Annotated in this window: 20 protein-coding genes; 12 read left to right on the top strand and 8 right to left on the bottom strand. The window is 36.1% G+C overall.

Annotation, left to right across the window (positions count from 1 at the left end; all coding sequences use genetic code 11):
- The first annotated feature begins 2 nt into the window (after positions 1–2).
- Genes DNG35_RS02040 through DNG35_RS02050 form a run of 3 tightly spaced genes read left to right on the top strand, consistent with a single transcriptional unit; the run spans position 3 to position 2,058 of the window.
- On the top strand, positions 3–956 hold the full coding sequence (locus DNG35_RS02040; protein WP_111126092.1) for a D-2-hydroxyacid dehydrogenase: 954 nt from the start codon (positions 3–5) through the stop codon (positions 954–956).
- Positions 943–1,737 (top strand): septal ring lytic transglycosylase RlpA family protein, encoded by a 795-nt coding sequence (locus DNG35_RS02045; protein WP_111126093.1) that lies wholly within the window; start codon positions 943–945, stop codon positions 1,735–1,737. The genes DNG35_RS02040 and DNG35_RS02045 overlap by 14 nt, the downstream gene beginning before the upstream one ends.
- Positions 1,738–2,058, top strand: a complete 321-nt coding sequence (locus DNG35_RS02050) for a DUF6787 family protein (RefSeq protein ID WP_111126094.1) — start codon at positions 1,738–1,740, stop codon at positions 2,056–2,058.
- A 181-nt stretch (positions 2,059–2,239) separates the two neighbouring features.
- Here DNG35_RS02050 and DNG35_RS02055 read toward each other — a convergent pair whose 3' ends face one another.
- Complete coding sequence (locus DNG35_RS02055) at positions 2,240–3,430, bottom strand: proline dehydrogenase family protein (RefSeq protein ID WP_111126095.1); 1,191 nt, start codon at positions 3,428–3,430, stop codon at positions 2,240–2,242.
- Positions 3,431–3,523: 93 nt separating this feature from the next.
- On the opposite strand from DNG35_RS02055, the gene aroB reads away from it, so the two are divergent.
- Positions 3,524–4,591: a 3-dehydroquinate synthase gene (gene aroB / locus DNG35_RS02060; RefSeq protein ID WP_111126096.1), complete on the top strand. Its 1,068-nt coding sequence runs from the start codon at positions 3,524–3,526 to the stop codon at positions 4,589–4,591.
- Here the strand turns inward: aroB and bcp are convergent, their stop codons facing one another.
- Positions 4,592–5,041 (bottom strand): thioredoxin-dependent thiol peroxidase, encoded by a 450-nt coding sequence (gene bcp / locus DNG35_RS02065; protein WP_111126097.1) that lies wholly within the window; start codon positions 5,039–5,041, stop codon positions 4,592–4,594.
- Between the two features lie 28 nt (positions 5,042–5,069).
- Here bcp and nth point away from each other — a divergent pair, with 28 nt between their 5' ends.
- Positions 5,070–5,738 (top strand): endonuclease III, encoded by a 669-nt coding sequence (gene nth, locus DNG35_RS02070; RefSeq protein WP_111126098.1) that lies wholly within the window; start codon positions 5,070–5,072, stop codon positions 5,736–5,738.
- Between the two features lie 13 nt (positions 5,739–5,751).
- Here nth and DNG35_RS12245 read toward each other — a convergent pair whose 3' ends face one another.
- Positions 5,752–5,904 (bottom strand): hypothetical protein, encoded by a 153-nt coding sequence (locus tag DNG35_RS12245; RefSeq protein ID WP_199489086.1) that lies wholly within the window; start codon positions 5,902–5,904, stop codon positions 5,752–5,754.
- Between the two features lie 69 nt (positions 5,905–5,973).
- Entirely contained in the window at positions 5,974–6,561 is a 588-nt protein-coding gene (locus DNG35_RS02075) for an RNA polymerase sigma factor (protein WP_111126099.1), read from the bottom strand.
- 226 nt (positions 6,562–6,787) lie between these two features.
- On the opposite strand from DNG35_RS02075, the gene uvrA (DNG35_RS02080) reads away from it, so the two are divergent.
- On the top strand, positions 6,788–9,568 hold the full coding sequence (gene uvrA / locus DNG35_RS02080) for an excinuclease ABC subunit UvrA (protein WP_111126100.1): 2,781 nt from the start codon (positions 6,788–6,790) through the stop codon (positions 9,566–9,568).
- Positions 9,569–9,762: 194 nt separating this feature from the next.
- Positions 9,763–10,794 (top strand): hypothetical protein, encoded by a 1,032-nt coding sequence (locus DNG35_RS02085; RefSeq protein WP_111126101.1) that lies wholly within the window; start codon positions 9,763–9,765, stop codon positions 10,792–10,794.
- Positions 10,795–10,832: 38 nt separating this feature from the next.
- Here DNG35_RS02085 and DNG35_RS02090 read toward each other — a convergent pair whose 3' ends face one another.
- From DNG35_RS02090 to DNG35_RS02105, 4 genes are read right to left on the bottom strand one after another with little or no spacing between them, the layout of a single operon-like run.
- Entirely contained in the window at positions 10,833–12,296 is a 1,464-nt protein-coding gene (locus DNG35_RS02090) for a polysaccharide biosynthesis C-terminal domain-containing protein (protein WP_111126102.1), read from the bottom strand.
- Positions 12,296–13,582 (bottom strand): glycosyl transferase family 1, encoded by a 1,287-nt coding sequence (locus tag DNG35_RS02095; RefSeq protein ID WP_111126103.1) that lies wholly within the window; start codon positions 13,580–13,582, stop codon positions 12,296–12,298. Before DNG35_RS02095 ends, DNG35_RS02090 begins: the two co-directional genes overlap by 1 nt.
- Positions 13,575–16,004 carry a YfhO family protein gene (locus DNG35_RS02100; RefSeq protein WP_111126104.1) on the bottom strand — a complete coding sequence of 810 codons (2,430 nt, stop codon included), beginning with the start codon at positions 16,002–16,004 and terminating at the stop codon, positions 13,575–13,577. Before DNG35_RS02100 ends, DNG35_RS02095 begins: the two co-directional genes overlap by 8 nt.
- A 20-nt stretch (positions 16,005–16,024) precedes the next feature.
- Complete coding sequence (locus DNG35_RS02105) at positions 16,025–16,291, bottom strand: DUF4834 domain-containing protein (RefSeq protein ID WP_111126105.1); 267 nt, start codon at positions 16,289–16,291, stop codon at positions 16,025–16,027.
- Positions 16,292–16,375: 84 nt separating this feature from the next.
- Here DNG35_RS02105 and DNG35_RS02110 point away from each other — a divergent pair, with 84 nt between their 5' ends.
- The 5 genes from DNG35_RS02110 to DNG35_RS02130 all read left to right on the top strand — a co-directional run bounded on the left by DNG35_RS02110 (position 16,376) and on the right by DNG35_RS02130 (position 24,404).
- A complete protein-coding gene (locus DNG35_RS02110; protein ID WP_111126106.1) occupies positions 16,376–17,335 on the top strand; it encodes a transporter in 960 nt (319 codons plus the stop codon).
- 30 nt (positions 17,336–17,365) lie between these two features.
- Positions 17,366–17,929 (top strand): DUF1579 domain-containing protein, encoded by a 564-nt coding sequence (locus DNG35_RS02115; RefSeq protein ID WP_111126107.1) that lies wholly within the window; start codon positions 17,366–17,368, stop codon positions 17,927–17,929.
- Between the two features lie 114 nt (positions 17,930–18,043).
- The gene (gene uvrA / locus DNG35_RS02120) at positions 18,044–20,863 is read left to right on the top strand and encodes an excinuclease ABC subunit UvrA (protein WP_233494434.1); all 2,820 of its coding nucleotides are present in this window, start codon (positions 18,044–18,046) and stop codon (positions 20,861–20,863) included.
- A 19-nt stretch (positions 20,864–20,882) separates the two neighbouring features.
- Positions 20,883–21,581: a TIGR00730 family Rossman fold protein gene (locus tag DNG35_RS02125; protein WP_111126109.1), complete on the top strand. Its 699-nt coding sequence runs from the start codon at positions 20,883–20,885 to the stop codon at positions 21,579–21,581.
- Positions 21,582–21,614: 33 nt separating this feature from the next.
- Positions 21,615–24,404 carry a metalloprotease gene (locus tag DNG35_RS02130; RefSeq protein WP_233494435.1) on the top strand — a complete coding sequence of 930 codons (2,790 nt, stop codon included), beginning with the start codon at positions 21,615–21,617 and terminating at the stop codon, positions 24,402–24,404.
- Positions 24,405–24,457 lie beyond the last annotated feature (53 nt).

Below are 24,457 nucleotides of genomic sequence, written 5' to 3' on the forward strand. Positions count from 1 at the left end.
TTATGAAGATATTAGCCAACGACGGAATTTCCCAAAGCGGAGTTTTAGCATTAGAAAATGCTGGATATGAAGTACAAACCGTAAAAGTTGCTCAAGATCAATTGGCCAATTACATCAACCAAAATAACATCGAAATCTTATTAGTGCGAAGTGCCACCAAAGTGCGTCAAGAGCTTATCGACGCTACAAAACTTAAACTCATCGGTCGTGGTGGCGTTGGTTTAGACAATATCGATGTGGCTTACGCAGAAAGTAAAGGAATTCCAGTAATCAATACACCGGCAGCTTCTTCGCGAAGTGTTGCCGAAATGGTTTTTGCCCATATTTTTAGCGGAATCCGTTTTCTAAAAGATGCCAACCAAGAAATGCCTTTAGAAGGCGATGTAAAGTTTAAAGAACTTAAAAAAGCGTACAGCAAGGCAACCGAACTCAAAGGAAAAACATTAGGAATTATCGGTTTTGGTCGTATCGGAAAAGAAGTCGCTAAAATGGCAATTGCGTTAGGAATGCGAGTTATCGCCAGCACCGATAAACCTGATAAGGAAACTGTGACCGTAGATTTTTACGATAATCAATCCTTGGATTTTGTGATTAAAAAAGTAAAAATAAACGAGTTATTGTCGCAAAGTGATATTATTTCGCTACACGTTCCTGCACAAAAAAGTTATATGATTGGCGAAGCAGAAATCGATAAGATGAAAAAAGGCAGTGCGATTATTAACACTGCTCGTGGTGGCGTGTTAGACGAAGTCGCACTCATAAAAGCACTCGACAGTGGTAAGTTAGCTTTCGCCGGATTAGATGTTTTTGAAAAAGAACCCACCCCAGAAATTCAATTGTTGATGCATCCTGGTATAAGTTTAAGTCCGCACATTGCAGGTTCTACTGTAGAAGCACAAGACAGAATTGGCAGCGAACTTGCAGAACAAATCATAGAAAAGTTTGGTAAACAATAAATCGACATATCTCTTATTACTCCTAAGTTTTTTTAGTTGGTGTACTATAGCCCAAACTCAAATAGGCGAAGCTTCTTTCTACGCCGATTTTTTTGAAGGTCGTCTGACGGCAAGTGGCGAAACCTTTTCGCAAAAACTAAAAACCGCAGCCCATAAAAGTTTACCTTTTGGCACTTACGTGAAAGTAACCAACCTACGGAATAAAAAAGTAGTACAGGTAATCATTAACGATCGTGGACCATTTGTAAAAGGAAGAATTATCGATTTAACACGAGCAATGGCAAAGAAATTGGGTTTTATCCATCAAGGTGTAACTCCCGTTGAAGTGACCATCATTACCCAAAAAGGAAATCCACCAATTTCACAATTAGGGATTCACAAACAGGAGTTTGAAGCCTATTTCGAAAAGCAGAAAGCTGCTATAGAAAAACGAAAAAAAGAAGCCATCAAAAATTTCAAAAAGAAGGCGCTCGATATTAAAACCAGTACCAAAATTGTTGACAGCTTAAATCTAAAAAAGAAAATTGCTGAAGAAAAACTTGGTATACAAATTGTTGTCTTTAGTGAAAAAGAAAAAGCTTTTGAGGTAGCCAAAGAGTTTTTGTTTGAGGCGCAAAAAACAGTAATGGTAAAAGCTAAAACTGTAAATCAAAAAGAGCTTTTTGCTGTTTTGATCACCGATTTTAAATCGAGAGAAGAAGTCGAAGCCTTTCAACAAAGTATCAAAGAAAAATATCCTGACAGTTTTATTGTCGACTTAAATAAAATAGAAAATCCATAAATGGAAAAATTAAAGAAAAAATGGGGAATTGAATCGAATTGGCAAATGGTCATCATTTTTATGGTGTTTGCGATCACTGGTTCGTCTTCGGTTTATGTAGCCAAACCTTTTTTAGAATTGATTAACGTCACTCGTGAGACTTTTGCAGAAGGTTTTTGGGGCGGTTTTTTGTACTACACACTTCGACTTATTCTTATCTTCCCTTTTTACCAGGTTTTATTGTTGCTTTTCGGATTTATTTTCGGGCAGTTTAAATTCTTCTGGAATTTTGAAAAGAAAATGCTCAGTAGAATGGGCTTGAAGTTTTTGTTTAAAGAATAGGTTAGATTTTTAGAACCTCAGATGATTAGAAGGTTAGAGAATTTGATGATCCATATAAGCGAATGTGTGAATGTTATAATGTGCTTATTCTTGTTTCTTACTTCTGAAACACTGCCAACTATTTTATACCCGCTTACCCGAAAACTTTAAAACCTGAAGTTTTCAACTTTCAACTCAGACTCTACCCTACTCGCTTCACATAAGTACCATCACGACGTTGTTTTTCTTCTTGTAACAAGGCATATTCCCTTCCGGTTTGCCCTTTCACGGAAGTGTTTTCTTGAGCACGACGCATCAAGTAAGGAATCACATCTCTAATGGGACCAAAAGGAACCAATTTTGCGGCATTATAACCATGGTTACCCAAATTAAAAGAAATATGATCACTCATACCATATAATTGGCTAAACCATATACGGTCGTCGTCTTTGGCAATTTCTTTTTCTTCCATAAGTTGCATGGTCAAATAAGTACTTACCTCGTTGTGCGTACCAATATAGAGCGAAATATCTTCTAAATGTTGCATTGCGTAATACACCACCGCATTAAAATTGACATCGGTGGCTTCTTTGTCCTCGCAAATTGGGGTCGGATACCCCATTCTTTCGGCACGGGCATTTTCTTTTTCCATATACGCGCCACGAACTACCTTTGCTCCTACCTTAAAACCTTTTTCTTGCGCTTTGGCATGCAAATCTTTAATATATTGTAATCTATCCCAACGATAACATTGTAAAGTGTTATATACAATAGCTTTTTTTGTATTGTATTTTTCCATCATTTCCTCCAAAAGCTTGTCGGCAGCATCTTGCATCCAAGACTCTTCTGCATCAGCTAAAATTCTAACGTCTAAATCATACGCCAGTTTGCATATTTTATCTACCCTGGCAACCACTTTATTCCACTCTAATTGCTCTTCGTCTGTCAGTTCTTCCTTTGCCGATACTTTTTCCCATATGGCAAACCTTCCTATTCCTGTAGGTTTAAAAACCGTAAATGGTATTTCGTTTTTGCCTTTGGCAAATTCAACAATCCTACATTTTATATCCAAGTTTTTATCAAAATGTGCTTCTTCTTCTTTTCCCTCAGAAGAATAATCCAGCACACTATGCACATCTTTTTCGTGCATTTTTTTGATGATAGGCAAACATTCTGTTTTGGTCTCGCCGCCACAGAACATCTTAAAAATTGTCTTTTTTATCAAACCTTCAACAGGCAATCTAAGTTTTAGTGCCAATGGAGTGATGCGTGTACCAATATCTACTAAAACAGGACGGTTCATCAACCCAAAAACAAAAAGAGATTCTTTTAGTTCCTTATCACTTTTTAAAGCAAATGCGCGCTTGGTATCGTTAAAGATTTTTTGTTCCATAGAATAATAAAGCAATTTTTTGCAAATATAATTTCTCAATCGGGAATATTTGAGTTTTTCTCTTTAATTTCGAGTCAACAAACATCATTTTTTATGCAAATGCTTATCGGTAATCATACCAAGCTTTTTTATGGTGATCACGCTTACGCGGAATTAAATATGTGGCTCACAAAAAACACGTTTGCCAACATCTTTATTTTGGTCGACAGTAATACACAAGCCTATTGTTTGCCACACTTTTTACCACAATTAGCAACCAGTTTACCTATTGAAGTTATAGAAATTGAAGCTGGAGAAGAAAACAAAACCATCGAAACTTGTACAGGAATTTGGGAAACGCTTTCTGAACTCGGTGCCAAACGCAATTCACTACTCATGAATCTTGGTGGCGGAATGACGACCGATATTGGTGGTTTTATTGCTTCTACTTACCAACGAGGCATCAGTTTTATCAATATTCCAACCAGTTTGTTGGGCATGGTAGATGCTTCTGCAGGCGGAAAAACAGGTGTCAACCTCAACACCTTAAAAAATCAGGTGGGTTCTTTTAAAATGCCAGAAATAGTCTTGTTAGACATCAATTACTTAGAGACTTTACCGCAACGCGAACTTAAAAGTGGCTTGGCAGAAATGTACAAACACGGTTTGATTACCAGTAAAAATTATTGGAAAGAACTTTCTGATTTGTCACAACTTTCGTTAGCCGATTTAGAAAATCTTATCCTGACTTCTATCAACATAAAAGACGAAGTGGTCACTAAAGATATTTACGAAAATGGCTTGCGTAAAATCTTAAATTTTGGTCATACTTTAGGCCACGCCATCGAAAGTTATTCACATCAGGACAACCAATTCAAAAACCTGACACACGGTGAAGCGATTGCTATTGGAATGGTTTTAGAAAGTCACTTATCATATTCAGAATTAGACTTGCCACATAAAAAAGTAGAAGAAATAAAAAAAGTGCTTTTACAAACTTTCGAAAAAGTACATTTTACGGAAAAAGATATCGCAGAAATTATACAGCTGCTTCAATACGACAAAAAAAATAACAGCTCAGCAGTCAATTTTGTGTTGTTGGAAGACATTGGTCAGGCCAAAATAGATATCCACGTAAGTGAAAAACAAATCATAGAGGCTTTTAGGTTTTATCTAGCCTAACTACAGTATCTGGTTGGCGTGATCTTTGGTTTTTACCTTGCCAATCACCTCTTCAATAATACCTTCCTCGTTAATCACAAAAGTGGTTCGGTGTATTCCGTCGAAGGTTCTGCCCATAAATTTTTTTGGTCCCCAAACGCCATATGCATTGATAACTTCTTTCTCGACATCGGCTAATAAGGGAAAAGGTAAATCGTATTTTTTAACGAAATTTTTTTGTCTTCGCTTCGTATCTGCACTTACACCCAAAATCTCGTAACCTGCTGCTTGAAATCGCTGCCAGTTATCTCTTAAATTACAAGCTTCTACAATACAACCCGGTGTATTGGCTTTTGGATAAAAGAAAATAACCAATTTTGAACCTCTATAATCTTCTAACAAGTGTAAATTTCCGTCCTGATCTTCAGTTTTAAAACTTGGTGCTTTGTCTCCTGCTTTTAATGTGGTCATAATTCTTATTTTTGTCTAAAATAAAGAAATGACCAAGAAAGAAAAAGTAAATTTCGTAATAAATACCTTAAATGAACTTTATCCAGAAATTCCGATACCCTTAGACCATAAAGATCCGTATACTTTACTCATCGCAGTTTTGATGTCGGCCCAAAGTACTGATGTGCGTGTAAACCAAATCACACCTCTACTGTTTGCAAAAGCAGATAATCCGTATGATATGGTGAAGCTTTCTGTAGAAGAAATTAGAGAGATCATTAAACCTGTTGGGCTTTCACCGATGAAATCGAAAGGAATATATGGGCTTTCTCAGATTCTTATTGAAGAACACGGCGGTAAAGTTCCGCAAAGTATAGAAGAACTAGAAAAATTACCTGCCGTTGGGCATAAAACCGCGAGTGTTGTAGTCTCACAAGCTTTTGGTATTCCTGCTTTTCCGGTAGATACACATATCCACCGACTGATGTATCGTTGGGGTTTTAGCAACGGAAAAAATGTGGTACAAACCGAAAAAGACGCCAAAAGACTTTTTCCAAAAAATATCTGGAATGATTTACACCTGCAAATTATTTGGTATGGTCGTGAGTATTCGCCTGCTCGTGGTTGGAGTTTAGATAAAGATATCATTACCAAAACCATCGGAAGAAAATCGGTAATTAAAGCTTATTTGGATAAAAAAAAGAGCCTTAAAAATTAAGACTCTTTTTAGGTTAATTCAAAATCGTTTCAAATTTTTCTTTTTTATACGTTACTATTTTTAAGGCTTTTGAATAGTTGAGTATAAAATCAATGGTTTCTTGTTTAGGTTTTATCCCTTCCAAATTTTTGTTTGATCTTGGTTTTTTTGCGTAAAGTTTTGCCATTTATTTGTTTTTTATTGGTATCTACTAACGTTAAAAACGTAAAATGAAATGGCTTATTGTGTACCAAGATTAATTTGTGAGAACAATATTGTGTTTTTCTATAATTTTTCTAAGATTGATGAGCGCATAACGCATTCTACCTAATGCTGTATTGATACTTACATCGGTAGAAACGGCTATTTCTTTAAAGCTCATATCTTTAAAAATACGCATATTCAGGACTTCTTTTTGATCTTCTGGAAGCTCATCTATCAGACCAACCAAATCAAACTCGATTTGGTCTTTAATAATTTGTTTTTCAACATTTAGCCCATCATCTTTAATGAAATCAAAAATGTCGAAATCACCAAAACCTTCAAACTTTGGCATACGTTTATTTTTTCTGAAATGGTCGATGACCAAATTATGAGCAATTCGCATGACCCAAGGTAAAAATTTACCTTCTTCATTATATTTTCCGCGTTTAAGCGTTCTAATTACTTTTATAAAGGTATCCTGGAAAATATCGTCTGCGACATCTCTATCATAAACCTTAGAATAGATAAAGTTGTATAAACGTTGTTGGTGATTGTTTATTAATTTCGAAAGTGCTATTTCGTCGCCTGCGATATAGGCACTAACTAATTGAGCATCGGTTGGGGATTCGATCTTTTTCATACAGCTACTTAGATTAAACGCACAATAGATGTGCTTATTAAAATTTAGAATTTTGGGTTAAAGTAACTGTATGTAATAGGCGTTTTTTTTATGATTACGGCATAAATATAACAACTTAATTTTCAGAATTCCAAAAAAGTTAAATATTTTAACATTTTTCTATTCCTTACTTTATTTTATAGAGCTCAAGACTTTACTTATCTTAGCAAACTATTTTTAGAAAGCTATGCCTACAACACTTCAAGAAGTAAACCCCAAAGAAAACATCATTATCAAAGGAGCAAAACTGCATAACCTTAAAAATATAGATGTGGTCATCCCGAGAAATAAATTGGTGGTGATTACGGGTTTATCTGGCTCTGGAAAATCAAGTTTGGCCTTCGATACGCTTTACGCGGAAGGACAACGCCGTTATGTAGAAAGTTTATCTTCTTACGCCAGACAGTTTTTAGGAAGATTAGACAAACCTAAAGTAGACTATATTAAAGGAATTGCTCCTGCAATTGCTATCGAGCAAAAAGTGAATTCGACCAATCCGCGTTCTACGGTGGGTACAACCACAGAAATATACGATTACTTAAAGTTGCTATACGCGAGAATTGGTAAAACCTACTCTCCTATTTCGGGCGATTTGGTCAAGAAAGATTCGGTGACCGATGTGATCAATTACATCAAGCAATTACCTGAAAAGGAAAAACTCTTATTGCTTGCACCTATAAAAGTAGAAGAAGGTAGAACCATCGAAAAAAAAATAGAGGTTTTACAACAGCAAGGTTTTAGCCGCATAAAAATAGACGATACCGTTTATAGAATAGATGAAAAACCGAAAATGCTCGTTGGCGAAATCTTTCTCGTAGTCGATCGTATTGTAAAGAAAGATGACGAAGATTTCTTTCACCGTTTGGCAGACTCTGTGCAAACGGCTTTTTACGAAGGAAAAGGCGATTTGCTGCTCGAAAACTTAAACGACAATACCATTAAAGAATATAACAATCGGTTTGAAAAAGATGGAATTACTTTTAATGAACCTAACATTCATTTGTTCAGTTTCAACAATCCGTTTGGAGCTTGTCCCAAATGCGAGGGTTATGGCGATATCATTGGTTTGGACATCGATTTGATTATTCCCAACACTTCGCTTTCGGTCTACGAAGATGCTATTTTTCCTTGGCGTGGTGAAAGCATGAGTTGGTACAGAGATCAGTTGGTCAACAATGCCCATAAATTCGATTTCCCTGTTCATAAACCCTACTATGAGCTTACCGAATCTCAAAAAGAATTGCTTTGGGATGGTAATCAATATTTTGAAGGACTAACATCTTTTTTTGACGAATTAGAAGCCAAAGCTTATAAAATTCAGAATCGGGTAATGCTATCACGTTATCGCGGAAAAACAATTTGTCCTGAATGTAAAGGAAAGCGTTTACGAAAAGAAGCCAACTATGTAAAAATTGATAGCAAATCGATTTCAGATTTGGTCAACTTACCTATTGATGAGTTAGCTAAATTCTTCAAGGAATTGAAGTTAAATGAAAATGATGAAAAAATTGCCACCAGATTACTCAAGGAAATCAATAGCCGGTTGTCTTTTCTGGCGCAAGTAGGTTTAAATTACTTGACGCTCAACAGAAAATCTAATTCTTTATCAGGAGGCGAATCACAACGTATCAATTTGGCTACTTCTCTAGGATCGAGCTTGGTAGGTTCAATGTATATTCTCGACGAACCTTCGATTGGTTTACATCCTAAAGACACCGAAAAACTCATTGAGGTGTTAAAAAAACTACGTGATTTGGGCAACACCGTAATTGTGGTAGAACACGACGAAGACATTATGAAAATGGCCGATGAGATTATTGATATTGGTCCGGAAGCTGGAACGTTTGGTGGCGAAGTGGTAGCAACGGGAGATTACAAAACGATTCTAAAATCAAATAGTCTTACGGGAAATTACTTAAGCGGGAAACTTGAGATTGAAGTTCCGCGAAAGCGCAGAGATTATAAATATTATATCGATATCATTGGGGCAAGAGCCCACAATTTAAAAAATATAAATGTTCGTTTTCCTTTAGGCGTTTTCACTGCGGTTACAGGAGTTTCCGGTAGCGGAAAAAGCACTTTGGTCAAAAAAATATTATACCCAGCAATTTTAAAAGAAATTGGCGGTTACGGCTCAAAAATTGGTGAGCATACCAAAATAGAAGGTAAATTTGATAACATCAAAAACGTAGAGTTTATCGATCAAAATCCGATTGGGCGTTCTTCACGTTCTAATCCAGTAACATACGTGAAAGCTTACGATGTGATTCGCTCGCTTTTTGCAAATCAGAAACTTGCGCTCAACAGAGGTTTTCTGCCAAAACATTTTAGCTTTAATGTCGATGGCGGAAGATGCGAGACTTGTAAAGGTGAAGGTGAAGTAACCATCGAAATGCAATTTATGGCCGATGTTCATTTAGAGTGTGAAATATGTCGAGGCAAGCGTTTCAAAAAAGAGGTATTGGAAGTAAAATTCAAAGAAAAAAACATCGATGATGTTTTAAAGATGACCATCGATGATGCGATTGCATTTTTTAGTGAACATAAAAAAACTAATATTGTCAAAAAATTACAACCACTGCAAGATGTTGGTTTGGGCTATGTTTCTTTAGGACAAAGCTCTTCTACCCTTTCTGGTGGCGAAGCACAACGCATCAAACTCGCTACATTTATAGGTAAAGCAGTCACCAAAGAAAAAACGCTTTTTATTTTTGACGAACCTACTACAGGCTTGCATTTTCATGATATCAAAAAATTACTTGCTTCTTTTGAGGCACTTTTAGATCAAGGAAACTCAATTATTGTTATCGAACATAACTTAGATTTAATCAAATCTGCTGATTATATTATTGACTTAGGAAAAGAAGGTGGTGACAAAGGTGGAGAACTTCTTGCCTTTGGAACACCCGAAGAGATCGTGAAAATTAACAAATCTTTCACAGCAACATACTTGCAACAGAAAGTCTAATGGCACAGTTCTTGTAATCAAAGGGTGTACATTCATGTATTCATGATGTATAATTTTTTGGTTGGTTAGCAAAGGCTCTGTTTTATACAGAGTCTTTGTATTTTATAAAAGTCTCAAAAAGCCTACCAATAGTATCTTCACAAGTTTTGGCACATTATTTGTTTTCTAAATGGTGTAATTTAAAATATAGTATCATGAAAAATTTCGTTCTCCTTTTAGCCCTGATGATTAGCTCATTTTCGTTTGCTAAAAACGAAACGAATGTTGCTGATCCGTTCTACGGAAGTAATCCTATCATCTTTATAGAAAACAATATTGAGTTTGCGGTTTATCCAGATGGTCAATTCGATTTTTTCTATCAACCTGCTGCACCACGAGGATTTTATAGAAATCACAATATAAACATTAGCTTTAATAGCGGATATAACTACAATCCGTTTGTACAGTTTGATGATTACGGAGCGGTGATACAGATAGAAAACACCCCTGTTTTCTACGATTATTACGGTAGAATTATTCAGGCAGGTGATGTTTTTATCAATTACAATCGTTTTGGTAGGGTTTCGAGCATTGGAAACATGAGGTTTTTCTACAATACCAATGGTCATTTTTTATACCGTAGAGGTTATATCAATCGTTTCAATAGAGTTTATGTAGTTAAACCTTGGCACCATTATTATATGATCCCACCAGCACATTATACGATTGTTTATTACGAACCCTACAGGTATTATTACCAACCTTATCGTGTGAGTTATGTAGAATACAGAGACCATTACAGAAGTAGTCATCACAATAATGTACGGAGTTTTTATAGACCTTCTGAGAAAGTAAGCAATTACACTCGAGGTGAAATGGTGACCAGACGTGATAATGCTATTGCAGAAAATACCAGAAGTAGTAACACCCGTAGAGACGTAAATACCGAAGTAAATGCGAATACTAGAAGAAACAGCATTTCTACTTCTCCTAGAACGAGAAATACAAATACTACTCGAAGTACGCAACCTACAAGACGTGAGGTCTCTCCTGCAAATAATGAGGTAAGAGAAATACAAAGAACAGACAGAAGAAGTTTGAGTGTAGATACCACTTTACCAACAAGAAGAACTGGTGTTTCTACTCCAATCAGTAATACACGAACAAACTTTTCTACTACAAGAAATGCGAGTTCAAACAGAAGTGCAACAAATACAAGAACAACTAATAACCGTACCAGAAGATAAGTTGTTTTTCATAATGTAGTTGAAAAAGGGTTTTCTTTTTAGAAAATCCTTTTTTTATGAATTAAATTGTCGATACTTTGTTTGATTTCTTCTGAAAAATTGAGGTATTTAACTCCCAAAAAGAAAATCACACCAATCAGAATTGATTTTATCCCAATATCAATATACCAAACCTCAGTAAAAGCGATGTGATAAAAAATAGAGGAAACAGCACACACAAACAGGAAAACATAAAGACTTTTCTTTGAGAAGGGATGTATTTTGAACTTGTAGTAGACAATCAATAGTTTAGTCGTATTATACAACCCATAAGCCAACCCTGTTGCCAAAGCTGCTCCTAAAATACCTTGCGTAGGAATTAACCAAATATTGAGTAATACAGCCATTAGAATCGCAAAAATTCCGCTGTAAAGCACCAAACGGTAATAATCTGAATTGTAAAGTATAGAATTCGCATTTCCGAGGGCACTTTCGTAGATTTTAACCAAGCCTAATAAAATAATAATCAAAAAATTGAGCTGGTAATCTTCTGGTAAAAAACTATATAGCGCTTGGATATTACCAACAATAAGTGTAAAGATAAAACCTCCGATAACCAATAAGGTAATCGAACTCTTTTTCAGCAAAGATTTGAGTTCTGAATAATTTTTTTGGTTGAGTAAATTTGCAGTAATCGGTAAGGTAATTTGATGCATCGCTCGTGACGGAACCACAATTACAGCTGCAATGTAGGTAGCTATTCCGTAAATAGAAACTTCTGAAATGGGTAAGAAATACTCAATCATAAATTTATCAAGATCTAACAGAGAAGTCGATACAAAACCTGCAATCAAGATAAGTAACGAATATTTAAAAACTTTCGCGTAAGCGGTGGGAAAACCAAATATAAACTTTATCGGGAGTAATTTAAAAGCATAAACGCCCATCACAATTGCACGTATGATATAAACAACGGCAATCGAATGAATAAGAATATTGAGATCAATTAACTCAAAAAAGTAAACTAAAAGCAGCGTACAAGTTAGCGCCCGATGGAAAACTTCTTTGAGAAAATTTCCAAAAACACTTTTGAGTTGCAATTTACTCCAAGCAAAAAAAACCTCGAAATAAGCGATGGAAACCGCAACCATTAAAATAAGATATACATAAGGTCTTACCAAAGGATTATCAGAAAAATAATCGTGTATTTTTTCTTGTAAAGCAATACCAAAAACTCCTAATAAAAGCCCAACAAACAAAGGAAAAACAAGAGCTAAAGAAAGTAATTTGTATTGATCAACTTTATCTTTATATGCTGAATAAAATTTAATAATCGTATTGCTAAATCCCCAACCTAAAAAGGGCCAAATAAGCGTTCCGACAGAAAGTAAATAGGTAATCAAACCGTAATTTTCTGGTGTCAAAAATTTTGGATAAAGAAAAAGTACATTAAGCGCACCTATCAAAAAACCGAAATAGGTCACCAACAAATTTTGATATGATTGCTTAAAAATGATGCCCACTAGTTCTTAATAATTTCTGCTAATTTTCGGGTTAAATCTTTACGATGAAATTGCGATATCTCTTGATGGTCTACTTGTAATTTTTTCTCTAGATAAGCTTCAAACCATTGTAAGATTTGTTGTTTTATGGCTTCTCTGTGTGAGTATTCGAAATGTGGACTTCCTGTAATTTGTTTTAAAATCACACCAACGTCCCAATCTTTGGGACCGATAGCTAAAATTGGTCTATTGGCACGTAAGTATTCAAAGAGTTTCCCAGGAATAATTCCTCGTGTTTTTTCTTCGTCAATCTCGACCAATAGCAAAACTTGTGTTTTCGACTGGTAATCAATCAACTTTGTATGTGCTAAATAGCCTAAATTCTCTATATGGCTTTCCAAAGCTCGATACCGCATACTTTGCAAAACATCTTCACTCACTTTTCCAATCAGGCGAAGTTTAAAATGTTCTTCAAATTGCTTGTTTTCTATAATGATTTCTTCTAGCACATCCCACAAAACCGTAGGATTTCGCTTGGTTAATAGCGAACCAATATGTGAAATGGTAAAATGTTCGTCTAATTCACTTTCGTGAATTTGCGCTCCGTCATAACCATTGGTCACACAAAAAACAGGCGTTTGGGTTTGCGATTCAAAGTCTTTTTGTGTGGTAAAACTCGTCGTGACAATCTTATCAGCCGTGTCTAAAACTGCTTGCTCTAATTTAAGATGCTTTTTTCTCGATGTTGAGGTAAGTTTAAGGTCTTCATGGTAACCTATTTTTGTCCAGGGATCACGAAAATCGGCTATCCAATTAATATTAAACCTCTTTTTTAAATCTTTGGCGATTAAATGTAAACTATGTGGCGGACCGGTAGAAATTACTGTATCGATTTGTTCTTCTTCGATTACTTTAGAGAGAAAATTTACAGCAGGTTTTTTCCAAAATTTACGGGCATCGGGAATAAACATATTTCCGCGAATAAAAAGCATTAAACGCTCGATGAAACCTTGTTTTTTTCTATCTGTAATTAATCCCGAACTAATTTCTTTAGCCTTGTTTTTGCTTCCAAACAAATTAGCGTAACGGTAGGGTTCCCAAATGGGAAGTTTATAAAATTTGAGGTTTTCCTGAATTTCACGCTCTAAACCTTTATCGATAATCGGGTAGTCGGGATTACTTGGTGCAAAAACAATGGGTTCGATACCAAATTCAGGTAAATATTTTACAAACTTCAGCCAACGCTGGACGCCAGGACCGCCAGCTGGTGGCCAATAATAAAGTATGATAAGTACTTTTTTATTCATTAGAAGTTCTCTTTTTTCGCTCGTAAAAAATTCCTGCAAGAATTAATAATATAAATAAAACTAACGAAATGATTGTAAGTGTTGTTCCAGTTTTAAGCACTTCTGGTTTAAAACTGAAAGTTATGGTGTGGTTTCCAGCGGGTAAAACAGCGGCACGTAACAAATAGTTGCTTTTTAACACCTCTACTTCTTCCCCATCAACTTCGGCTTTCCATCCATTTTCATAAAATACCTCCGAAAAAACGGCTAACTTTCTTTCTGAAGTGTTGTATTGATATACCAACTTTTCTGGATGATAGTTAATCAACTTTATTTGAGCAAGCGAGTCATTACTTTGCGAAGAAACACCTGCAAGGTTTTGTCGGTATTCATTCTGTAAAACAGCTGTTTTTTTAGTGTTGACCTCTCCTATTTTGCGGATAGCTTCATCGGCAGTTTCTACCCATTTTACATTTTCTACAAACCAAGCATTTCCGTTGGCTTCTTCATTTTTCTGTGGGACAACCGTATTGTCTTCCATAGGCGTGATGAAATATTTCACATTCATCATATTAAGTACCTCTTGATTGCCTTTAGCGACGTGGTAATCGAAAATATTTTGTAAACGCTTTGGTTTTGCCGCGTGATAACCTCCCAGGGAATTATGGAAAAAAGAAGCTCTCGCGGAATTCAATAAACTTTCGTTTAAGTCTAATACTCTAAAATGTGTCGTGTCTTTTTGAATTTCTACATCTGCTGGTGTCGCAGAAAAAGGTTGTTCCATCATTCTTTTAGCGACAAAGTCTTCGTTGTTAACATATTTTCTATCAACCATCACTAAATCTAACAGTATCAAAATTCCTATGGCAACCAACGAAACATTCTTATTGATTTTCTGCTTTAAGAAAGCCCAAATCGTTCCTGCGATAGCAACTATAAATAACAAACTTCTCAATATATCGGCATTGAACATCGCTTTTCGGTCATCTTTTAAGGCATTTACAAAGCTTTGTCCGTAATTCTGAATAAAATACCCATCATTTGCTCCTGCAAAATCAAAAAAGACGCTTTTAAGCAAATAAAAACCAAATAAAATTCCGCCTACAATAAAACTACTTTTTTTAAGAGCGTTGATTAATTCCGCTTGAGCGAAATCTTTTTGATACAACTTCGATAAACCTACCAGTGCTAACACAGGAACACACAACTCGATGAGTACTTGAATAGACGAAACCGCACGAAACTTGTTGTAAAAAGGCATCACTTCGAGGAAGAGTTTGGTGAGAATCGCAAAATTGTCACCCCAAGACAACAATAAAGCCAAAAGTGAGCCCGAGACAATCCACCATTTGAGTTTGCCACGCACTAAAAACAGTGCAAAAACAAACAAGAAAATAAGCGTTGCACCAATATACGCCGGAGCTCCGATATAAGTTTGATCGCCCCAATACGTTGGTGCATTTTCCGCAAAATCCTTTGCTTGCGCTGCAGTTGCTCCCATTTTCAGCACTTCTTTATACAAATGCGAATCGCTATCTAACTTTTCGGCACTCGAACCACCCATAAATCGTGGTACCATCAAGTTGAAAGTTTCAAAAATTCCGTAACTGTATTCGGTAATATAATCGTAATCGAGGCCGTTTTGTGTTTTCGGACTTCCGTCTGCATTTTGGGTAAGTTCAGCTTTACCACGCGTACTAAAATCAGCATATTCTTTGGTAGCTAAAATATTGGTAGCGTTGGTTCCTACCGCGATTACACTTCCCAAAATCAGCAACCCAAAAGCAATAAAAAAGGTTTTGAACTCCTTCTTTTTGATAAAGTCTATTAAATACACAATTCCTATCACCAAACACAACAACATCAAATAATAAGTCATCTGAAAGTGATTGGCGTTGAGCTCTAAAGCCAAACCAAGGGTAAACAACAGCCAACCCCAAAAATAATCTTTCCGAAAAATCTTTATCATTCCGGCGATAACAATTGGCATATAAGCAATCGCATGTGCTTTGGCGTTGTGACCAACACCCAAAATAATGATGAGATAAGTACTAAAACCAAATGCCAAAGCTCCTAAAAAAGCAAGTTTGTAGTCTAATTTTAACGTAAGCAAAAGAATATATAAACCTATAAAGTAAAGAAACAAATAATCGGCTGGTCTAGGTAAAAAACGAATTCCCAAATCGATTTGTTTAATGACATTAAAAGGGTATTTAGCTCCGAGTTGGTAAGTTGGCATTCCGCCAAAAGCAGCGTCTGTCCAATACAGTTCTTCACCGTTACTTTCTCTATAGTCTATTTGCTTTTTTGCCATCCCTGTATAATGGACAATATCACTTTGGTAAATGGTTTTTCCTTGCAAAACAGGGCTAAAGTAAGCTACTGCTGCAACAACAAACAACAATAAGACGATAAGGTGCGGTATATTTTTTTTCAGTTTCATAAATGTAATTCTCCAGAAAGTTAGTCTATTTCTTCGTATTCGATATACTCTCCTACTTTTTCTTTTTTGTTTTCTTTGTTCACTTTCGTGGAATGAGTTTCTTTTTGTTCAAAAGGATTAAACCCTGTTTGTTGCTGAAATCGTTCTCCCATTTTTTGGTTCACTTGTTTCATGACAAACTTTAAAATATAAGGTTTTAAAAGCCTAAATAGGAATTTTAATCCGAAATAGACCAATAATATAATGAGTACGGTTTTTATAAATCCAGCAAATGAGGCGTATTGCATGATAGAAATTTTTCTTTATTTAAATTATGGCTAAAAGTATGAAAAATCATAAAAATCTCTATATTTGAGAGAAACAACTTAGCTATGAAACCTTTATTTTTTATCCCTTTCTTATTTTTTTCCGCTTTAAGTTATAGTCAATATACCGAAACCATTAATTCGAACCGCCCTGGAAACTCCCAAGGCGCATTTGCCGTAGGATATAATGTATTACAGTTTGAAGCCGGAGCTAGAATGGGTCAAGACGATCACGAACTAACAGGCATAGAGACCGATCTGTTTGGTATTGATTACCAAGTGCGTTATGGTTTAAAAATAGAGCAGTTAGAGATAAGTTTGATTGGTTCACACCTGACTTCTAATCATATGTGGGAAGCTGGCGGAGAAACAGAAGAGCTAAAAGAGGTAAATTTTGAAAGCAATACCCTTGGCGGAAAATATTTATTATATGATCCCTATAAAAATAGGGTTTTTGAAAAACCAAACATCATTAGTTGGCATGCCAATCACCGTTTTAAATGGCGTGATTTGATTCCTGCTGTCTCGGTTTACGCTGGTGCAAATCTTCTCTTTGGTGAAAATCCTTATAAATATGATACAGATAAAAGTATAAGCCCGAGAGCTGCCATTATCACCCAAAACAACTGGGGACGTTGGGTTTTTGTAATGAACTTTATTGGCGACAAGATGACCGAAGAATACCCTACTTATGCGGGTATTTTTACCATGACACATTCCGTAAATGGTTATTTTTCTGTTTTTGCAGAATATCAAGCCATAAAAAGTGATTTGTATGCAGACGATATTGCTAGAGCTGGAGCAGCTTATTTGTTTACTAAAGATTTCCAAATAGATGTTTCTGGTTTGTATAATTTTAAAGATACCCCTAGAAAATGGCAAGTGGCTTTAGGTCTCTCCTACCGCTTTGATATGCACACTGAAGATGAAATCATCATGGAAGGAGGTAAAAAACAAGAAGATAAGCATAAGAAAAAGAAAAATAGTGAACTGGTCAATCCCGATGGATCGATGAATGAAGATTAAAAGAAAACGCATAACAAAAAATTATAAAGCATGAAAAAATTACTTATTACAGCCCTTGCTATTTTCGGATTGAATAGCATGCTTGCGCAAACTCAAGAAGAAATGATGGCTTGGCAAGCTTATATGACGCCAGGTGATGCACACCAATGGTTGGCAACACTTGACGGAAATTGGGATGCCGAAGTAAAGATGTGGATGGATCCCGCTGCTCCACCAACAATTTCAAAAGCTACGACGACCAACAAAATGATTATGGGTGGAAGGTACCAACAATCCATTCACAAAGGCGATATGGGTGGAATGCCTTTTGAGGGTCAGAGCATTACCGCTTTTGATAATGCTAAGAAAAAATATATCGCTACCTGGATAGACAATATGGGAACAGGCGTTCTTATACTAGAAGGTGATTATAACAAAGAAACCAAGCAATTAATTATGACTGGAACGATGGTTGACCCTATGACTGGTAAAGATATCCAAGTGAAAGAAGTAATGACTTACCTATCTAAAGACAAACATAAGTTTGAAATGTTTATGATCCAAGAAGGTCAAGAGTTAAAAACTATGGAAATCGTTTATACGCGTAAGAAATAAAATTTACAAAAAACAATATACCTGTTTTCTAAATTTACCATCAAAACTTTTTTAACCAAGTTTTCTATGTACCAAGCAAATATGTAAATTTGCGGTTTGCCTAAAGTTTTCAATTTGGAAGAATTTATCGAAGTTTACGGAGCGCGCGAACACAACCTCCAGAACATCAACATCAAAATACCTCGGGAAAAATTGGTCGTTATCACCGGACTTTCAGGCTCGGGAAAATCTTCTTTGGCTTTCGACACCATTTATGCCGAAGGACAACGACGGTATATCGAAACATTTTCGGCGTATGCACGACAGTTTCTAGGTGGACTCGAACGCCCAGATGTCGATAAAATCGATGGACTTTCCCCTGTAATTGCTATCGAACAAAAAACCACTAGTAAAAACCCGCGAAGTACAGTTGGCACCATTACTGAAATCTACGATTTCCTTCGGTTGCTTTTTGCTCGTGCCAGCGACGCCTACAGCTATAATACCGGTAAAAAAATGGTAAGTTATAGTGATGAGCAAATTAAAGATTTGATTTTGCAAGACTTTGATGGAAGAGCCATTAGTATTCTCGCTCCAAAAATTCGGTCTAGAAAAGGGCATTACCGCGAATTGTTCGAACAAATCGCCAAACAAGGTTATGTAAAAGTGCGTGTAGATGGTGAGATTGTAGATATCGAAAAAGGCATGAAGCTTGATCGTTACAAAACACACGATATCGAAGTGGTTATCGACCGACTGAAAATAAATAAGGATACCGATGGAAAACGCTTGATGAATAGTATTTTAGTCGCGATGCAAGAAGGTAATGATGTCTTGATGGTCATCGAAAAAGATAAAACCGAAGGACGTTATTTTAGTCGTAATTTGATGTGTCCAGATACCGGCATTTCCTATCCTAACCCAGAGCCTAATAATTTTTCGTTCAATTCACCCAAAGGAGCTTGTGATACTTGTAACGGTTTAGGCACAATCCGTCAAGTAAACATCCATAAAGTAATTCCCGACGAGAATAAATCTATTAAAGCTGGCGGTTTAGAACCCAATGGACCACAAAAAAACAATTGGGCATTCAAGCAATTGGAAATCATTGCCAAACGCTATGATTTTAGTTTATCAGACCCTATTAAAAAAATTCCGCAAGAAGCTTTAGATATTATCCTTTACGGAGGAAAAGAAAAGTTTGAGGTTTCTTCTAAAGATTTGGGAATCACCCGTGATTATAAAATCGATTACGAAGGCATTGTTCCGTTTATCGAAAGTACTTTTCACAACAACGATTCCTCAAGTTTACGTCGTTGGGCAAAAAATTATATGGATAAAACCGATTGCCCCACTTGTGAAGGTACTCGACTCAAAAAATCATCGCTGTATTTTAAAATCAACGAAAAAAATATCGCAGAACTAGCAAATAAAGATATTGAAGAATTAGCTGATTGGTTTAAAGATTTACCAAAAAAACTTAGCAAAAACCAATTTACCATTGCCGAAGAAATCTTAAAAGAAATCAATGCGCGTTTGCAGTTTTTGGTCGATGTGGGACTCACTTACCTTTCGCTCAATCGTAGCTCAAAATCGCTTTCGGGTGGTGAGGCCCAACGCATTCGTTTGGCCACACAAATAGGTTCGCAACTGGTAGGCGTATTATATATTCTGGACGAACCTAGTATTGGTTTGCATCAGCGAGATAACGAAAAATTAATCAATTCATTAGTTTCTCTACGTGATGTAGGTAATTCGGTAATTGTGGTCGAGCACGACAAAGACATGATAGAAAATGCCGATTATGTGATTGATATCGGCCCAAAAGCAGGAAAACATGGTGGAAAAATCATTAGTCAAGGTACGCCTAAAGAGATTTTAAAAGATGATACCATTACCGCAGATTACCTTAGCGGAAAAAAAGAAATTGAAGTTCCCAAAGAGAGACGTATGGGTAACGGAAAAACGCTTAAACTAAGTGGAGCAACAGGAAACAACCTCAAAAATGTAAGTGTAGAATTCCCTTTAGGAAAGCTTATTTTGGTCACAGGAGTTTCCGGTAGCGGAAAATCTACTCTAATTAACGAAACACTCTACCCTATTCTCAATGCCCATTTTTTTAATGGCGTGAAAGTACCACAACCCTATAAAAAAATAGAAGGATTAGAACATATCGATAAAGTAATCGAAATCAACCAATCGCCTATTGGGCGAACGCCACGCTCTAATCCAGCAACATATACCGGTGTTTTTTCGGAAATTAGAAGCTTATTTGCTAAAACTCCCGAAGCACAAATTCGGGGTTACAAACCAGGTAGATTTAGTTTTAATGTCAAAGGTGGTCGCTGCGAAACTTGTAGCGGTGGCGGCTTACGTGTTATCGAAATGAACTTTCTGCCTGATGTCTATGTAGAATGTGAAACTTGCCAAGGAAAACGCTTTAACCGCGAAACCCTAGAAATTCGCTACAAAGGAAAATCCATCAACGATGTGCTGGAAATGACCATTGACGAAGCAACCGATTTTTTTGAACCCATTCCTAAAATTTATCGTAAGTTAAAAGTGATCAAAGAAGTTGGCTTAGGGTACATTACTTTAGGACAACAAAGCACCACACTTTCGGGCGGTGAAGCACAACGTATTAAACTATCAACAGAATTGTCTAAAAGAGATACTGGTAACACTTTTTATATTCTCGACGAACCTACAACTGGCTTGCATTTTGAAGATATTCGGGTGTTGATGAATGTATTGGATAAACTCGTGAATAAAGGCAATACGGTTTTGATTATCGAACACAACCTTGATGTCATTAAACTGGCTGATTATTTGATAGACATTGGACCTGAAGGCGGAAAAGGTGGCGGAAAAGTAATTGCCAAAGGAACGCCTGAAGAAATAATTAAAAATAAAAAAAGCTATACGGCTAAGTTTTTAAAGAAAGAATTAAATTAACCGAAATAATATTGAAAGAATGAGCATTAGAAGAAAAGACCAACGTAATAAAAGTTGGAATGAAATAAAAACCAATGATAGTTGGGCACTTTTTAAAATCATGAGCGAGTTCGTCAACGGTTATGAACGAATGAGCCAGATTGGACCCTGTGTTTCGATTTTTGGATCGGCAAGAACAAAACCCGACAATAAATATTATGATTTAGCAGTGAAAATTGCTCAGAAAATTGTCGATCATGGGTACGGAGTCATTACCGGTGGAGGTCCAGGAATTATGGAAGCTGGTAATAAAGGAGCTCATCTTGGTGGCGGAACTTCAGTAGGCTTAAATATCGATTTACCGTTTGAACAACACGATAACCCGTATATCGACCCTGATAAGAGTTTAGATTTCGATTATTTCTTTGTGCGCAAGGTGATGTTTGTAAAATACTCACAAGGTTTTGTTGTGATGCCTGGTGGTTTTGGTACACTCGACGAACTTTTTGAAGCAATTACCCTTATTCAAACTCATAAAATAGATAAATTTCCGATTATTTTGGTAGGTAGTGAGTTCTGGAGTGGTTTATTCGATTGGATAAAAGATACGTTGCTGGAACGATTCTACAACATCAGCCCAGAAGATGTTAACCTCATACAAATTGTAGATACCGAAGATGAAGTTATTGAAATTTTAGACGAGTTCTATAACCAGTTCAACTTGAGTCCGAACTTCTAATCATCTTTTCTATTGAGAATTATCTGCTGTTGGTTGCTGGTTATTTTAGGGTGCAAATATAGTTTTGCCCAAACTGCTGTTGTTGTTAATGCTCGTTTAGATAATGAAAAAAAGACATTATTTATTTCTCAACAAATAAATTATACCAACAACAGTAATATAGCTCTCGAAGAACTTTATTTCTACGATTGGGCAAACGCTTTCAAAAACAACTCCACTCCTCTTGCCGATCGTTTTGCAGAAGATTACCAACGTAATTTTCATTATGCTAAAGACCACGAACGAGGTTACACGAATATCTCAAAGATTTTAGCGCACGGTGATTCTGTAAGTTGGGAAAGACCACCTAAACATCCTGATATTATTTCGCTACAGCTAAAAAAAAGCTTGCAACCCAATGAGACAATAACAATAGATTTTGTTTATCAAATTAAAATTCCTGACGATAAATTTACACGTTACGGATACCACAAAAATGGTTATGCGCTACAACACTGGTTGATTCTACCTGCGGTTGTTGATGACGAAAAATGGGTATATTTCAGCAATAAAAACCTTAATGACATCTTTATTGAACCTTATGATATTCAGCTAAAACTAGAAGTACCACCGAGCTTCTTATTAAGCTCTAACTTACACCTCGTTAGCAGTCAATTAACTTCACTAAACAACCAATACCAATTAGAAGGGAAACAAATCATTCACACCAATCTTTATCTAGAAAAAAGTCCAAGTTTCCAGATTGCTGAAACATCGCATATAAATGTACATACCAACATTTCTGATGAAAAAACAGCACCAGAAATGAAGGAAATTCTCATTAAACGAATTGTAAATTACCTTGAAAATAAGTTAGGCGATTATCCGCAAGAAAAGATATTGGTAAGTGAACGCGATTACCTTTCTAACCCGGTCTATGGTCTGAACCAATTGCCGAGTTTTTTGAGTCCGTTTCCGGAAAGTTTTCAGTACGATATGAAATTGCTCAAAACCCTAACGCATCAGTTTCTAGACCAAACTATTGTGATTAACCATCGGGAAGAATATTGGGTAAAGGAAGGCATACTCACCTATTTGATGATGGATTATGTAGAGCAACATTACCCCGATTTAAAACTGTTAGGAAAATTTAGCGAAGTGATTGGTGTACGTTGGTTTCATCTCGCCGATTTTAAGTTTAACGATCGTTATGCTTTTTTCTTTATGAATATGGCTCGTCTCAATTTAGATCAGGCCATCGAAACCGATTATGATAAGCTTATCAAATTCAACCAGAATATTGCCAACCCATACAAAACGGGCATCGGTTTTTATTACCTCGAAGATTATTTAGAAGACAATCAATTGATGGAAAAAAGTTTAGCTTCTTTTTACCAAGAAAATCGCTTAAAACGAATTACTTCAAAGTCTTTCGAAACTATCCTAAAACAAAATTCCAATAAAAATGTTGATTGGTTTTTTGAAGAATACCTCGCTAAAAACAATTGGATAGACTATAAAATCACTCAGGTAGAGGAAGTTGGTGATTCGCTGGTGATAAAAGTTAAAAATAAAGAAAACATCAAACTGCCTATTCCTATTTACGGCATTAAAGACAAAGCCATAGTTTCAAAAAAATGGCTTCCTCCTTTTGTAGGTGAACAAATCATCACTTTACCTAAAGAAAATACACAAAAAGTAGCCGTAAATTACGAAGGTATTGCTCCAGAATTCAATCAACGTGACAATTATTATCGGGTAACTACACTGCTAAATAAACCTTTTCAGATGCGTTTGTTGGTCGATGCCGAAGATCCTTATTACACACAGTTTTTTATTATTCCTGAGTTTGATTATAACTTGTACGACGGTTTTAAAATAGGCCCAAAACTTTATAACAAAACCATACTTGCTAGAAGATTTGAGTATAAAGTTTCTCCTAAATATGGGTTTGTAAGTAACGAAGTTTCAGGTTCTGCTTCTATAGATTATACCTTTCAGTATAAAAACCAGCATTTGTTTGCCATTCGCCCAGGAATTGGCGCTTCGCGTAACGCTTACGCGGAACAACTCTATTACCACCGCGTGACGCCATTTATCAATTTTGCTTTTCGAGATCGTAATTTACGAAGCAATAAAAGACAATCTATTGGCTTTAGGAGTGTAAATGTTTTTCGGGATCGCGATGCTGCCAATCCTGTAGACGAACCCGATTATAGTGTGCATAATCTTGGTTATAGTTATAGCGATAGAAACTTCGACAACTTTTTTACAGGGAGTTTCGACTACCAATGGCATAAAGATTTTAGCAAGGTATCGATCACTACCAAATGGCGGAAGCTTTTTTTGAATAGTAGACAGTTAGAGTTTAGGCTTTTCGCCGGAACTTTTCTTAAAAACGACACACGAGAATCCGATTACTTTAGTTTTGCGCTCGATAGGCCCACCGATTATTTATTCGATTATAATTATTACGGAAGAAGCGAAGATACTGGACTTTTCAGTCAACAGTTTATAGAAGCAGAAGGTGGTTTTAAGTCGAAACTACAACCCGCTTTTGCCAACCAATGGATGACCACGCTTAACGGAAGCTACACCATCTGGAATTGGATTTTGCTCTATGGTGATGCTGGCTTAGTAAAAAACGAAAACCAAAGTGCTGCTTTTGTATACGATAGCGGTATACGTCTCAACCTAGTACAGGATTATTTTGAAATTTATTTCCCGCTTTATTCTAACCTTGGCTGGGAGCCCAGTGAAGATAACTACGACCAGAAAATACGTTTTATTGTATCTTTAGACATCAAAACCCTGATCAGATTGTTTACGAGGCGTTGGTATTAAGAGTAGTTTTTTCCTAAAAAAACAAAAACAGCAAACATATCCTCAATAATTTC

It is taken from the genome of Mesonia sp. K7 (assembly GCF_003233725.1).
Classification (GTDB): domain Bacteria; phylum Bacteroidota; class Bacteroidia; order Flavobacteriales; family Flavobacteriaceae; genus Mesonia.

What these genes read in the sequence shown, in the direction of transcription:
- DNG35_RS02085 (WP_111126101.1), top strand. Translation starts at nt 9,763, where the DNA reads ATGAAAAATTTCGTTCTCCTTTTAGCCCTGATGATTAGCTCATTTTCG.
- uvrA (WP_111126100.1), top strand. Translation starts at nt 6,788, where the DNA reads ATGCCTACAACACTTCAAGAAGTAAACCCCAAAGAAAACATCATTATC.
- DNG35_RS02050 (WP_111126094.1), top strand. Translation starts at nt 1,738, where the DNA reads ATGGAAAAATTAAAGAAAAAATGGGGAATTGAATCGAATTGGCAAATG.
- aroB (WP_111126096.1), top strand. Translation starts at nt 3,524, where the DNA reads ATGCAAATGCTTATCGGTAATCATACCAAGCTTTTTTATGGTGATCAC.
- DNG35_RS12245 (WP_199489086.1), bottom strand. Translation starts at nt 5,904, where the DNA reads ATGGCAAAACTTTACGCAAAAAAACCAAGATCAAACAAAAATTTGGAA.
- DNG35_RS02095 (WP_111126103.1), bottom strand. Translation starts at nt 13,582, where the DNA reads ATGAATAAAAAAGTACTTATCATACTTTATTATTGGCCACCAGCTGGC.
- bcp (WP_111126097.1), bottom strand. Translation starts at nt 5,041, where the DNA reads ATGACCACATTAAAAGCAGGAGACAAAGCACCAAGTTTTAAAACTGAA.
- DNG35_RS02055 (WP_111126095.1), bottom strand. Translation starts at nt 3,430, where the DNA reads ATGGAACAAAAAATCTTTAACGATACCAAGCGCGCATTTGCTTTAAAA.
- DNG35_RS02125 (WP_111126109.1), top strand. Translation starts at nt 20,883, where the DNA reads ATGAGCATTAGAAGAAAAGACCAACGTAATAAAAGTTGGAATGAAATA.
- DNG35_RS02110 (WP_111126106.1), top strand. Translation starts at nt 16,376, where the DNA reads ATGAAACCTTTATTTTTTATCCCTTTCTTATTTTTTTCCGCTTTAAGT.
- DNG35_RS02040 (WP_111126092.1), top strand. Translation starts at nt 3, where the DNA reads ATGAAGATATTAGCCAACGACGGAATTTCCCAAAGCGGAGTTTTAGCA.
- DNG35_RS02100 (WP_111126104.1), bottom strand. Translation starts at nt 16,004, where the DNA reads ATGAAACTGAAAAAAAATATACCGCACCTTATCGTCTTATTGTTGTTT.
- DNG35_RS02075 (WP_111126099.1), bottom strand. Translation starts at nt 6,561, where the DNA reads ATGAAAAAGATCGAATCCCCAACCGATGCTCAATTAGTTAGTGCCTAT.
- DNG35_RS02115 (WP_111126107.1), top strand. Translation starts at nt 17,366, where the DNA reads ATGAAAAAATTACTTATTACAGCCCTTGCTATTTTCGGATTGAATAGC.
- DNG35_RS02105 (WP_111126105.1), bottom strand. Translation starts at nt 16,291, where the DNA reads ATGCAATACGCCTCATTTGCTGGATTTATAAAAACCGTACTCATTATA.
- nth (WP_111126098.1), top strand. Translation starts at nt 5,070, where the DNA reads ATGACCAAGAAAGAAAAAGTAAATTTCGTAATAAATACCTTAAATGAA.